At 37.5% G+C, this 12,789-nt stretch carries 11 protein-coding genes, 1 tRNA gene and 2 pseudogenes; 2 read left to right on the top strand and 12 right to left on the bottom strand.

The features are described from left to right. Positions 1-135 precede the first annotated feature (135 nt). The 9 genes and pseudogenes from BMF77_RS22855 to BMF77_RS22815 form a co-directional block, all read right to left on the bottom strand. Positions 136-420 (bottom strand): annotated as a pseudogene (locus BMF77_RS22855) (DUF1257 domain-containing protein); the annotation flags it as partial. Positions 421-1,319: 899 nt separating this feature from the next. Beyond that, positions 1,320-2,687, bottom strand: coding sequence for a sigma factor-like helix-turn-helix DNA-binding protein (locus BMF77_RS22850; protein WP_168204479.1), 1,368 nt, complete (start codon positions 2,685-2,687; stop codon positions 1,320-1,322). Further along, a complete protein-coding gene (locus tag BMF77_RS22845) occupies positions 2,680-3,609 on the bottom strand; it encodes a MoxR family ATPase (protein WP_246863007.1) in 930 nt (309 codons plus the stop codon). Before BMF77_RS22845 ends, BMF77_RS22850 begins: the two co-directional genes overlap by 8 nt. Beyond that, positions 3,606-4,973 (bottom strand): trypsin-like peptidase domain-containing protein, encoded by a 1,368-nt coding sequence (locus BMF77_RS22840; protein ID WP_148766074.1) that lies wholly within the window; start codon positions 4,971-4,973, stop codon positions 3,606-3,608. Before BMF77_RS22840 ends, BMF77_RS22845 begins: the two co-directional genes overlap by 4 nt. Then, entirely contained in the window at positions 4,970-5,302 is a 333-nt protein-coding gene (locus BMF77_RS22835) for a CU044_2847 family protein (protein ID WP_148766072.1), read from the bottom strand. Before BMF77_RS22835 ends, BMF77_RS22840 begins: the two co-directional genes overlap by 4 nt. Positions 5,303-5,703: 401 nt before the next feature. Continuing rightward, entirely contained in the window at positions 5,704-7,239 is a 1,536-nt protein-coding gene (locus BMF77_RS22830; protein WP_148766070.1) for an NAD(P)/FAD-dependent oxidoreductase, read from the bottom strand. A gap of 317 nt (positions 7,240-7,556) precedes the next feature. Then, positions 7,557-7,916: pseudogene (locus BMF77_RS22825) on the bottom strand (ISNCY family transposase); the annotation flags it as partial. 29 nt (positions 7,917-7,945) lie between these two features. Continuing rightward, a complete protein-coding gene (mazG, locus tag BMF77_RS22820; protein WP_148766068.1) occupies positions 7,946-8,746 on the bottom strand; it encodes a nucleoside triphosphate pyrophosphohydrolase in 801 nt (266 codons plus the stop codon). Between the two features lie 4 nt (positions 8,747-8,750). Continuing rightward, complete coding sequence (locus BMF77_RS22815; RefSeq protein WP_148766066.1) at positions 8,751-9,335, bottom strand: metal-binding protein; 585 nt, start codon at positions 9,333-9,335, stop codon at positions 8,751-8,753. Positions 9,336-9,497: 162 nt separating this feature from the next. Between BMF77_RS22815 and BMF77_RS22810 the strand changes: the two genes are divergently transcribed. Continuing rightward, positions 9,498-9,570 (top strand) — tRNA-Val (locus tag BMF77_RS22810). Between the two features lie 282 nt (positions 9,571-9,852). Next, on the top strand, positions 9,853-10,023 hold the full coding sequence (psb34, locus tag BMF77_RS22805) for a photosystem II assembly protein Psb34 (protein ID WP_137907529.1): 171 nt from the start codon (positions 9,853-9,855) through the stop codon (positions 10,021-10,023). 161 nt (positions 10,024-10,184) lie between these two features. On the opposite strand, the gene pgsA is transcribed toward psb34, so the two are convergent. The 3 genes from pgsA to BMF77_RS22790 all read right to left on the bottom strand — a co-directional run bounded on the left by pgsA (position 10,185) and on the right by BMF77_RS22790 (position 12,675). Then, the gene (pgsA, locus tag BMF77_RS22800) at positions 10,185-10,703 is read right to left on the bottom strand and encodes a CDP-diacylglycerol--glycerol-3-phosphate 3-phosphatidyltransferase (protein WP_148766064.1); all 519 of its coding nucleotides are present in this window, start codon (positions 10,701-10,703) and stop codon (positions 10,185-10,187) included. Between the two features lie 143 nt (positions 10,704-10,846). Then, a complete protein-coding gene (locus tag BMF77_RS22795) occupies positions 10,847-11,434 on the bottom strand; it encodes a hypothetical protein (RefSeq protein ID WP_148766062.1) in 588 nt (195 codons plus the stop codon). After that, on the bottom strand, positions 11,434-12,675 hold the full coding sequence (locus tag BMF77_RS22790; protein WP_148766060.1) for a glycoside hydrolase family 10 protein: 1,242 nt from the start codon (positions 12,673-12,675) through the stop codon (positions 11,434-11,436). Before BMF77_RS22790 ends, BMF77_RS22795 begins: the two co-directional genes overlap by 1 nt. Between the last annotated feature and the right edge of the window lie 114 nt (positions 12,676-12,789).

Here is a 12,789-nt window from a genome sequence, read left to right as displayed (position 1 = left end):
ATCATTAGAAAATCAGGGTTCTGTGAACTGAGTACCACAGCTATTACACTTGTAATTCTGTTTTCCATGTTGATAGCCGTATTTAACAGTTTGGGTGGAACCACATCGAGGGCATTTTCTTTTTTGCATGAATTGAGAAGTAGATCGCAAATTTCGAGATGTTAATTCTGCCAATGTTTTAGCAACTGCATACTTTTGGTTTATTAAATTTATTAGTTCAGTTTGGTTATACTTCTTTGAAACACCCCGTAAATCGGCTATTAAGTCATAGCTACCATCTGAATTAATTGACCAGCCTAAATCATATTCCCCTTCAAGTACAGCAACGATATCTGAACGAAGTCTTTGACCATTATGGCCTCGAACATCAGCGTAAATCTTGACACTTATACCCAAATCACGAAGAACAGTCTTAAGCATTTCACCATCAGTGATTTTGGTACGTAGTGTACTGAAATGTCCTGGTTGTTCTTGCGGCGGACGAAATGGATCATTGACATTTTCATCATCTGATGAGTTTTCTCCTGGCAATGGATTATCGAAAGGTGGTGTATTACCTGGTGATTGATTGATAAATTCAAGAATTTTCAAAGGAATATTTAATTCGATTCCAGCAACTCTTACTCGATTATTCTGTCCAATGCATCCACGAAGTTGATCTGCGGCTCCTTTAATATCGTCATGAGCAAGTTTTTCTAGGCTGCGGGCATAGGTTAGCAAAGGTTGAGATTCTGAAGTTTTGTTTAAAGGTTCTGCTAAAGTCCTCGTAATTGAAGCAATGCGAAATAATTCTGATGTATCTTGCCCAAATGCTGTTTGAAAGGCTACAGCAATTTCTCTAGTTGCATTATCTGGAGTAACGTAAGCCCACGCTGTTAAACGTTGAGCTTGAGCAAAATCTTTTATATCTGTATTTTCATGCTCAAGATTGGTTTTTACGTAGAGAAGCAAAAAATCATGCAGTTCCCTAATCCGTGTTTTACCAAACTTATTATTTGATTGAAGTTTGTTGAGTAATTGATTTCTAACTACTCCTGGCATTTTGTATAATTCATGACCAACTTCATCACAGAGACATAAAAGCAAGTCCGACACAGCAGTCCAGGGAATTCCCAACATCCGACCATTATTATCACATTGGAAGCGATACCAGATAGAGTACGTAAGATCCGGCACTAGCTCTATTGGAAAAGCGGCATGATAGGCTAAATAAAGATGCGGTTCTCCAAACCGCTTTTCAAAAGCTTCAATATATTGATTAGCCTCTTGATGTTCCATCTCAAACCATTAAGTATAGATATGAATTCTTTTTATTCATACTACATAGGTTTTGCTGTTTTAGAACTTTTGGATAAAAAGCTAACTGCACTTTGTAGCCCACGACGATTGAACTCAAACATAGATACCAATCGTGCAATCTGATAAGCAGATGTACCGCCCCAACGAAACCGAGGCATTGGATTCAGCCATACAATACTCTGAGTATATTGCCTCAATTCATCAAGAAACTGTCTAGTCAATTGGATGCGGTCTTGTTTATAGTTACCTCTAGCAGCACCAGCATCACTGAAAATTAGTACAGTTGAATTCTCATGGAAATTCGAGAAAACATTTTTGAGTATTTCAGCTTCCAAAAGGTAAGGATCTCGATAAATAAAATCAGAAGGACAGTTACGAAAATAATAAATATTTATTTTTCCCAACCGTCCGCTTTGAGAAGCTGTTTGAGCTAATCGACGTGATAGTTCATGAAAGGGAACCATAGAACCGTCACGATCAACTAATAAAAATAATTCAACACGGTTAGTACGATAAGGTACTAGAACTGGCTCTAAAAAAAATCCCTGTAATCCAATCTGGTTAATTGTGGCTTTGATATCTAACTCAGCAGACAGTCCTTGCCTGACAGGTCGTCGAAGATACCGCCAAGTTTGAATCATCTGTCTGCGAGTAACAGGAAAATATTCTATAGATTTTGAAAATTGACTATATGGAACTTCTTCATCTTCAGCAATAAAAGGATGCTGAACTAATTTATTCATTTGTACATCATCAACGATTCTTAATGCAGGCTGCCTGACACTTGACTGTTGATTCTTGGTACTTAATAAACTGAGGGAATTAAGTTTCTTCATCGCCTCAGACTCAATTTCACGAATTTGTTTATCGGTAACATTGAATCTTCTTGCTACTTCTCTCCGAGTTTTCTTACGCCCATCATCTAACCCATTTAACATCCTCAAAATATTGCGTTCACGAGAGGTAAGAATCTCTAGATTATCTTGAGTCAAATTAGGATCGTCTTCATATAAATATTTTTCTGGAGAGATAAATTTTTGAAGTAGTTGTTTAAGCAAAGACGAGTCTTGAGTTAAATTAGGATTGTCTTCATATAAATATTTTTCTGGAGAGATAAGTTTTTGAAGTAGTTGTTTAAGCAAAGACGAGTCTTTTGATGTAAAGTCTACAGCATCAATCATTTGCTCAAAATAAGCATTAAAAATTCTTTCCTCAGTCTCCGAACGAATCCACAATAAGCGACAGAGTTGTGCAAGACCATTCAAGTTTGATATGCCAAAACCTGCTTGCAATGCTCGTATTAACGATAAGTAATCATCTATTTTCAGAGGCAATCCTGCTTCTTCACGCAGCCTAATGAATAGATTTAAAAGTGGTGGTTTATTCACGGCTATCATTCTTCTTCAAGAAACGTAAATGGTCATCCCAGCTTTTTAGCAATACTCCAGGATAAGGAAGTTGTCCCTTCAGTTTTGCTAAAACTTCATCTTCAGGATAGCTATTTAAAACACGAAACCAATCGATTAACTCGCTGGTACTTGCTTTCTTTCCAGCATCTCGTTTATACTTATCCATCTCCCGACGTAAATCTATAAAGCGATTTATAGCTGCATTCACTAATTTCTGTGGCGGATTATTAAAATGAGCATTGATAATTTCTATCAGTCGCTTCTCAGAAGGGAACTCTACATATTGAAATAAGCATCTTCTTAGGAAAGCATCAGGCAGTTCCTTTTCATCATTACTTGTTATAAAAACAATCGGTGGAGTCTTAGCTGTAACTTCTTCCCCAGTTTCTTCAATAACAAATCGTAAATCGTCAAGCTCTAGCAACAAATCATTTGGAAAATCAATATCAGCTTTATCAATTTCATCAATTAACACAACAGTTTTTTGGTCGTTAGTAAAAGCACGACCTAAAGGCTGTAGTTTTACATAGGCAGCGGGATCTTGAACACGCTCAACATCTTCCGGCTTCATAATTCGCCCAGAGTTAACCAATTGAGCATCTCTTAAGCGACTGATTGCGTCATAAATATATAGTCCATCCCTTGCTCGGCTATTTGATTTGACATACCAAGCTTCATAAGGTAACTGTAACTCATGAGCTACAGCCTGTGCTAGACGTGTCTTGCCACACCCTGGTTCTCCTTTGAGTAGTAGTGGACGTTCTAAGTAAATTGCCAGATTAACGGCTTCAATCACTTCTGGATTAGGTATATACGGATACAATTTCCGCCGATTTTCGCTCACCTCCTCTGGTTTCAATGTTAATTTTTTACCCTCGTATCGCAATGGGATATTACTCATGCCTTTAACCATTGATCCTTTATCTCATACCAGTTATAGTCACATCGCGCACAAATTTCTTCTAACACATACTCTGGAATACCGTTTTCGCTATTATTGAGAATCTTTTGTACTACAGTATCAACTTCATGAGTAAACTCAATTGGTAGTTGATTGGACTCTTGATAAATCCAGTCTCTTAAATCCTCATCAGAAAATTCCGTGATTTTAGGAGGCTTAACAGGAACAGAAGGCACGCTTGAGGGGTCTGGTTCTTCAGAAAAAATATTCTTGAGATTGCCTACACGACCTTCGTAATCCACCAGGAACATAAGAAGTTTGGGATCATTTCTAGTGGAATTTATATTTCGGGCTTTCTTCGCTAATGATTGCCAAAAATTCTGAATTATTTGACGAAGATAATCTTCTGGCATACAGTCAACTTCATGGAAAACCAGAAAAACATTTTGCGTACGCCAACATTGGTAGACTCGTTCAGCAATTTCTTCCGGCTCAAAGTTCCTTCTGCCTACTAAGCCAACTCTACCAGCCAATTCTCGCCACAGTGCATTAATTTCCCTGCTACGAGTACCCCTATCTAAACCAATAGGGATAGTTTTACCTTGTAGATTCCCTGGCACATAGCCTATTAATTTATTCAGTAACCAACGCTGTCCATATCCTGGAGAACCATGAATCAGAAAAGCTGCAATAGAATGTTTCTCTATTAGCCGACGGAATGTGCGTACTTGCTTCTGATACCCCAACTTCTGTAAAACTTGATAAAGCTGGTCATCATCTAAAACTTGCCATATTTTATCAAGTGCTTCAATAGATATTGCTAAACCTATTCTCCCGCCCTGTCTATGGCTGACAATACCCACAACTTTTTCCGTCGCTGTATCCACTATGGGAGAACCACTGTACCCAGGTTCTAGATTATAATTGTCGTCTACAATTTGCACGTCCCAAACTGGTACAAGCTCACCTCTATTAATTTGTAATCCTCCTTGATTTCCTAAAGTACCTCGAAGTGGTCTAATCAGATGGCCTCTTGCGTATGCTTGAAATCCAGCCATTACTATAGTCCTATCCTTCTCACCGCAACCCTGAGTTTGAAGTGCTGGTTTCTTCCATAGACCTTCAACCCTCAAAATTGCCAGGTCTAACCCGATATCTTGTCCATAAGACACCACGGTTGCGTTTTTTCCATCAACCAAAATCTGCTCGACTCCACCTACATCCTCGATAACATGAGCACAAGTTAGAATATGAGCTACGCTGCTTGTCTGACGAATGACGAATCCTGTACCGAATTTTTTTATGTCAGGGTTACTAGCAGTAATCAGTACAATTGACTTTTGTATCTCGTATTCTAGTGTCATTTTGTTAAGCCATTAGACTGAGTAGCAGATTTTAGAACCAATTTAACTGTTAAATTTGACTCTACCTTCGACTTTGTAATATAAAGATTACCCTCCAGTTCAAAAGCCAGACCGATTTCAACTTCCACTTGGTCAATGGTCATTTCTTTATTAATCTCCTCCCACGTCTCTTTAATCGGACGACACACTTTAGTGAGCAACGGTTTAATTTGCTCAAAGGTTGAATTAACTCGATCAGCATACCCCCCAGATATCTCCTGTGCTTTCTCCTCTGGCACTTCAACTTCTACAAGCGTGCCATCTTCTAGTTGAATTAATCTAGTTGCCATTGATATTTGATTCCTCTTGATACTTTATGAATTTGGTTATTCAGTACCTAATATGCAAAATCTAGACAAAATATCTCAGTAAACTTATTTTGTAACGTAAGTTGCTAGTTAGAGAAATTGTCAGAATCAGGATGTCCAAGATTTAAGATGTACAGGATGAAAACTGGAATTTTATCACCTATCACCAGCCTCAACTAGATAACTAGCAACTTGGGTTATGTATAGGAAATAAACCATAATGTTAAAAATTATGGAATAATCTTATCTCTTCCCCCTGTTCCCTCTTACCCAATTGGGAATTTAGCATAATAAATACCGAAGAACCATGAATTTAATGCTTTGATGATATCATAATCGCCAGAAATGTTGAATATGCTTTCGTTATTGAAGGGTGATCGCTACTAAAAAATATCACTGAGTAATTGTAAATGTTGCTGCACAGGCGCAATAGTATTAGCAACTATCATCCCACTAGCAGCCACAGCCGGCAACCCAATCCCCGGAAAAGTCGAATCTCCACAACACAACAACCCCGATAAAGGTGTATTCCCACCAGGAAATAAACCCTTCCCTGCCGCTATAGCTGGTCCATAACTACCATGATGACGACGCAAAAATCGTCCATGAGTGAGGGGAGTACCCACCAAACTAACTTCACAACGGGAACGAATATCAGGAATAATTCTTTCCAAAGCTTGCCACATCACCTCTGCACGTTCTTGTTTTAACAACGCATATTCTTCGCTATTGCGTTCCTTTCCTTGCCAAATAGCATAAAGTTCATTACCAGGAGTATAAACGTGAATCACGTGCTTACCCACTGGCGCTAAAGACGGGTCAAGAACTGAAGGAATAGATACAACTACCACATTTTGCGGTGCAGTTACGCCTTTGTCCCAATCGTTAACGACAATGTAGTGAATACCTAGATTGTCAGGTAATCCTACTGCATCAATACCTAAATGCAGGTGCATAAAACTATCACATTCAGGTGTTGCTTGTTGCTTTTCTACATACCGTTTAGGGACAGCACCTTCAGGAATGAGTTTGAGAGTATCCCAAACAGAAGCATTGGAAACAACAGCTTTACTGGCTCGGATTTCTTGACCACTCCGCAGACGTACCCCGACAGCACGGTTATTTTCTACTAAAACTTGCTCCACATGGGCATTTAAAACCAACTTACCACCATGTTTAGTCAACCCCCGTACCAGTGCATCAACCAATGCACCACTTCCCCCAAGGGGATAATCTAACTGGACATTGGGACGATACCAATCTGCAAACATGAAAGCCACTTCTGCGGCTATTGTCCCATCTGCGGGTAATCCAGATAACAAAAAGCAAAGTAAATCTAACCAGTTGCGAATAAAAGGGTCTGTGATTACACCATCAATAATGTTAGAAAAAGACCCTGTTAATTTGATGACGTTAGCGGCCTGTTGCAGTAAAGCTGGGGCAAATTTACCCATAGTTAACACCGCACCTAAATCATAGCGCAAGGCAGAGGGTGGGAGAGCGATCGCACTCTTACCCAAAGGTGTCATAATTTCCTGGAGTTTGCGCCATTCTGCTACAGCTTTATCTCCCCGCAGTTGTTGTAATATTTCACAGAACTGGTCAGCACCAACTTGAGCATCAAAGTAGCCTTCTGGTAAATAACAACCCCAGGTATTGTAATTGACGCAGGGTAAATCTTCGCCAATAGCATCTAAAACTTGACGTAAGGGATTAGGTGAAGGGGTATAAGATAAACCAGAATATAAAGAGGGTCCAGACTCAAATTTGTAACCGTTGCGTTCAAAAGCATGAGCCGCACCACCGGCAATGGAGTGGCTTTCTACTACTGTGACATCAATTCCATAGCGTGCTAAGAGTGCAGCGCAACTCAATCCGCCAATACCGCTACCAATTACGACTACTTCTGTGTTACTCATAAAGAATGCTTGATGACTGGGCTTTTTCAAAAATCATAGATAATGGATTTATTCTAAATTCTCGTCAACTTTGGTTAGCAGCAGGTTGGCTGGAAAAATTCAAATCATGTAACGGTATGTAAGGTTGATTCAATCCGTTATTCTTGTTGAGTTTTAGCAATTTTACAAAACCCAATATATTTGGATTTTATCACACGAACCTATTTACCTATTGATGATTCATGTCAACAAGAATAAAAATTTTATCCATTTGAATGTGTTTTCATAAAAAATTACAATTTTACTTTTGTTATATCTGGCTTTATTTTAGCATTTTAGTCATCTCCTAAAAGGGTTGCAGCATAACCATACTTATTTTGATGATTCTTATTTAACCATCTTTTAACAGCCGCATTTTCACAATCTTGTTTTTGATGTCCATCTTGTTTTTTAATAAATTCTGGTTCTAAATTAATTACTTGTTTTTGATTAGGAGAAACTACAATGGGTGTGACACAGCCATGAAAATAAGTTGTAGTTCCATTTCGATGATTACGAAAATTACAATGAGGGCAACTAATTTTCTTAGATGAGAAATATTCTGTCCCATCTAAAGCGATTAAAATTTCTTCATCTAAGTAGACAAACTTTTTCAAAACTCCATTTTTATTTAACCATTCATAGACCTCTTGAAAAGTCATAAAGAATATTTAAATTCACCTGATGTCTAATGACCAAGTTGGGCTTTAGCCTGTTGCCACAGGGCATCTAATTCTTCTAAACTATAATCTGTCAACGGACGTTCAATTACATCTTCCATTTTTTGCAATCGTTGAATAAATCGCTGACTTGTCCCTTGTAAACCCGCACTAGGATCAAGTTTATGCCATCTGGCAATTTGAATAATGGCAAATAGTAAATCACCTAATTCTGATTCTTGTCTTTCTTTGGTTTCTTCAGCTAAAGCCTGTTGAAATTCCCCTAACTCTTCATGAAATTTTCCCCAAACTTCATCCACATTATTCCACTCAAAACCAACTTTAGCAGCTTTTTCAGAGATCTTCATCGCCGCATTTAAGGGCGGAAGACTGCGACGATAACGATTCAATTTATCACTGAGTTTTTGCTCTTCTACAGTTTCTCCTTTTTCTGCTGCTTTAATTGTTTCCCAATTTTTGTGTACCTCTTCCATACTTGCCACAGTCACATCAGCAAATACATGAGGATGACGACGTATTAACTTTTGAGCAATACCCTCAGCAATTTCTTGCAGAGAAAAATCACCCGCTTCACTGGCAATTTGCGCCTGTAATACTACTTGTAATAATAAATCACCTAATTCTTCAGAAATAGCCTTTTTATCCCCAGTTTGAATTGCATCTACCACCTCATAAGCCTCCTCAATCACGTAAGGAGTCAGGCTTGACGGGGTTTGTGCCAAATCCCAAGGACAACCTTGAGGTGATCTCAATTTTGCTACTACATTTATTAACTCTTGTAATGCCTCTAAAGTCTGATTAACTTCCATATTTTTACCGCTTTTTGACACTGCGACGACTGGGGCTAACTTTACGTTTCTTAATTTTGCCACGAGGGAGTAAACCTTGAATACCCTGTTTTTGAAAGCGCTTATAACCAGAAACAGTCCAATCACTGCAAGAATGGCTCATTGCACCGAGTTCACAGCCGACAAAGAGGGCAAAAAATTCTCCATAATACATATAGATGGTCTTCCCCACAGTCCCCCACAGTTCTCCCCAATTCCAAGCCACATTTCCCAACTTGGTGAAAATCATCACAACCACAATCGCCACCAACGCCAAAAAAGTCGTCAGATACACCACCCGTAAAGTTGTGCCAATAATCGGACCGTGAGATAAAAAAGAGCGATGTCGCAGACTTTTTTGATAAGGTAGCCAAATCCACCGCAGAAAACCCCACCGCTGAAATTGACGGGAGTAAATATCCAAATCGGGACCAAACATCAGCCCCCCAAACATAAACCCACCCGCCACTAACAAAGTCATATTACTGCTGTGAGTGGAAACCAGCGTTATACTCGCCACTACAGGCATAGACCAAATAGTAATGCGATCATGCGTTTGACCAGAGGGCATCTTAGAAAATTAAAAGTTCAAAATTAAAAATTAAAAATTTTAGTCCTGAGTCAGTATAGCTCAATACCGTTTAAATCAAGCTTTCCCAGCTCTAAAAAAAAGTTTATCAAAAGACTTGCAAAATTTGGCAAGGCTATGCTATATTGATTGAGTGAAAGAAACGGGCGGTTAGCTCAGTTGGTAGAGCGCCTGCCTTACAAGCAGGATGTCATCAGTTCGAGTCTGGTACTGCCCATTTAAAATCGAAATTCTCTTTGCATAGCAGTTTACAACTAGTTGTAAACTGCTAGAACATTTTTTGGCTAAATTTTTAATTAGATTAATCTTAACCCACCTTCGCTAACTTCCCACTGGAAACCCGCGCAGGTGGGTTTTTTCATGGCTGGCTGCTTCTCTAATTTCAGATAAGCAAGGCTTGTCTTTAACATCAATTATTTTTTTGTCAAGTTCTATTGACACTTTGTAACAATCTTGTTATATTAATTTACATAAAGTAACAAACCCAAGAAAAAACATTATGTATACCACAAGTGATGAAAAAGGCATTCTTAACAACTACGCCAAAGAACCCAAACTTTACTACGCAGAATTTCCTACAAAAGCGCAACAAAGCACCTATGCCTTTCAAGGTGTAGTAGCAATATTATTTTTAACTTCTATAGTTCTAATTACCTTGGGGGTTAGCTAAAATTTCCCGCTTCGGTATTTGTATCTAATCGTCATTCAAATTTTCTCCTAATTAACCCTGGTCAGTTTCGCCAGGGTTTTTTATTGCTGAATTTGAATACTAATGAATTAAAAAAGCAGATTTCGCCACCTTTTTTAATTTCGAGTTTCATTTTAATAAATTTATTTTTCCTCACTAATTTTTGGGGGAATGAGATAAATTATCCCGGAAACAATTGTTAAGATTACAGATATCCAAAAGGCAATTAAAACCGGAGTTTGCCAAGTTGGAGATAAGGGGGCAATTAGTAGAGATATGGCGATGATTTGACTAACCGTTTTCAGTTTACCCCAAATATTTGCACCAGTAATAGTAGTTTGATTAACTCGCCAACCTGCGATCGCTAATTCCCGTGCTAAAATTATAAACACTGCCCAAGCTGGGATTTTTCCTAATTCTACCAATACTAATAATGGTGCAAGTACCAATAATTTATCTACTAAAGGATCAAGAAACTTACCTAACTCGCTAATTTGGTTAAGTTTTCTGGCCAAATATCCATCTAACCAATCAGTTAAGGCTGCAATTAAAAATATTGTCAAACATATCCACTTTGCTTGATTTGTGGGATTGTATAAACCGTAAAGTAAAAAAGGTATTCCTAGCAGTCGAGAAAAAGTAATCCAATTAGGTAGAGTCATGACAATTTAAAATTACAAACCAAAGCTAATTATATAACCGTATGCAATTGAATGAGGAACAAAATTTATATTGGGAAAGGGAATAAGTAATTTTCCAAGTCCATTCTTTCTTCTTTCTTCCCTCCTGACTCCTGACTCCTCTATTACAAATCTTTGATTATTTTCACAGCAGAGATTCCTGTGAATATTGCCACCAATAACCAGGTAATAGCTAATCCCGCAACTTCCCCTAAAAATAAATTGGTACTTCTGTGCAAAAATAAACCTACAGTTGAACCAATGGGGATAGCTATCATCCAAATCATCATATTCACAAATATCCATTTCCATGCTGAAGAAAATGATGGAGGAATAGCTAACCACCATTGTGATATACCAATTAATAAACCACCAATACCACCAATAATAATTCCCGCAAAAAGTCGCGTGGGTAGAAACGGAGAATTAGTCACAGTCCAACCCAAAACACCAATCCCCATTGCGGCAATAATTACCCAGGGAAAAAGGGTAGATAATACCCACTTTACAGGAGAAATTATTTTTCTGAGCAGATAACTTTGGGGGATAGCAATTGTTAAACTCCCGATAGCAGCTTCCATGAGACTCATATCTGGTTTTTCATTAATCTCAATCATTAATAAACTAAATAAAAAACCCAATGAAGTAGCAAAAATCCATTTTAATGTAAAATTTAGAATTCGATATTTAGTTTTAACAGGTGATAATTGCATTATAATTTCTTTAATTTTAATGGTCTAAGGGCTTGAGTATCAAACATCTTCAAAAAAGCCTGACGACGCTGATAAGGTGATTCGGGAATAATGTAACCCCATAAACTTTCCCAATAGAAGAAAGAGAACCCAGCAAACTTTTGATTACGGACTATTTTCACCTGTTCCTTAACTTGATCAATATCTACAGGCCTTAATAAATTTCCTGTTGATATCCCAATAGCCACGGGAATTTTTTTCATGGCTGATTTTATTGCTGGTTTAGACATTTCTTGAATAAAAGAGTTTTTTTCACTGCGATATACTTGTAAAATCAACTCATCTATCAGATCTTTTTTCACCCAATTTTCCCAATCTTGTAAATAGTATTTATAAGCAAAATATTGTGAATTCGGAGAAAGAGATATTTTGGCATAGGGTTTAATTGCCTTTACAGACTTAAAAATACTGTCCATAAATGCAGTAATTTTATTAGCCCTCCAACGCATCCATTTGGGGTCAAAAGGATTAATAGGTGGTGTTTTTCCTTGATGTTCTTTTTGATAAAGTTGTATAGTAAAAGCATCATAACCAAACTGTACAGGCATTCCAAAATGATCATCAATTTGAATGCCATCTACATTATAATTTTTGATAACTTCTAAAATTAAACCGCGGATAAAATTCTGGACTTCTGGATGTAAAGGATTTAACCAAGCTTGCTTATAAACTCCATTGATCATATCTTCTATTAAATTTTCAGATATAGATTCTACACCCTTTTGTCCAATAGTTAACCAGTCTGGATGTAGTTTAGCTAAAGCAGAATCAGGAGGAGTCATTAACCCATATTCAAACCAAGGCATTATTGTCAAATTTTTACTTCTGGCTAATTTTACTAACTTGGCTAAAAAATCATTCTTACCATGAATAAAATTCAGCAAAGGTTGACTATCTGAACCTGTATTTTTTTTTGCTAAAGGACTTTTATAAAAGGTGTAACCTCGATTCCAAACTACTGGATAAATGGTATTAAAATTAAGTGCGGCTAATTGATTTATAGCCCTTTCAATACCCCAAGGAATATAAAATACACCACTAGCAACATTAGTCAGCCAAACACCACGAATTTCTGTAGTTACAGGTAGAGAATTTGAATTTTGAGTATAACTAGGATTTGCAGAAATGGGAAATATTGTTAAACTAATGACAAATCCCAAACACAAAAAATACACAAAAAACCGCCGTAATACAGAATTCATTAGTTAAATAAGTCTAGATTGCTAATATCTATATAACTACAAAATCCAATTTTATTGTGGGGATTAGATAAAGATATGAATATTTTTTGATAAAACAAGGAACAGAGAAGAGGG

Source organism: Dolichospermum sp. UHCC 0315A (assembly GCF_008121535.1).
GTDB classification, from domain to species: domain Bacteria; phylum Cyanobacteriota; class Cyanobacteriia; order Cyanobacteriales; family Nostocaceae; genus Dolichospermum; species Dolichospermum lemmermannii.
This window is presented reverse-complemented; position numbering and strand designations above follow the sequence as displayed.

Excerpts from the sequence above, each read along its gene's own strand:
- BMF77_RS22795 (WP_148766062.1), bottom strand. The coding sequence starts at position 11,434 with ATGCAATTATCACCTGTTAAAACTAAATATCGAATTCTAAATTTTACA.
- mazG (WP_148766068.1), bottom strand. The coding sequence starts at position 8,746 with ATGGAAGTTAATCAGACTTTAGAGGCATTACAAGAGTTAATAAATGTA.
- psb34 (WP_137907529.1), top strand. The coding sequence starts at position 9,853 with ATGTATACCACAAGTGATGAAAAAGGCATTCTTAACAACTACGCCAAA.
- BMF77_RS22790 (WP_148766060.1), bottom strand. The coding sequence starts at position 12,675 with ATGAATTCTGTATTACGGCGGTTTTTTGTGTATTTTTTGTGTTTGGGA.
- pgsA (WP_148766064.1), bottom strand. The coding sequence starts at position 10,703 with ATGACTCTACCTAATTGGATTACTTTTTCTCGACTGCTAGGAATACCT.
- BMF77_RS22830 (WP_148766070.1), bottom strand. The coding sequence starts at position 7,239 with ATGAGTAACACAGAAGTAGTCGTAATTGGTAGCGGTATTGGCGGATTG.
- BMF77_RS22835 (WP_148766072.1), bottom strand. The coding sequence starts at position 5,302 with ATGGCAACTAGATTAATTCAACTAGAAGATGGCACGCTTGTAGAAGTT.
- BMF77_RS22840 (WP_148766074.1), bottom strand. The coding sequence starts at position 4,973 with ATGACACTAGAATACGAGATACAAAAGTCAATTGTACTGATTACTGCT.
- BMF77_RS22815 (WP_148766066.1), bottom strand. The coding sequence starts at position 9,335 with ATGCCCTCTGGTCAAACGCATGATCGCATTACTATTTGGTCTATGCCT.
- BMF77_RS22845 (WP_246863007.1), bottom strand. The coding sequence starts at position 3,609 with ATGAGTAATATCCCATTGCGATACGAGGGTAAAAAATTAACATTGAAA.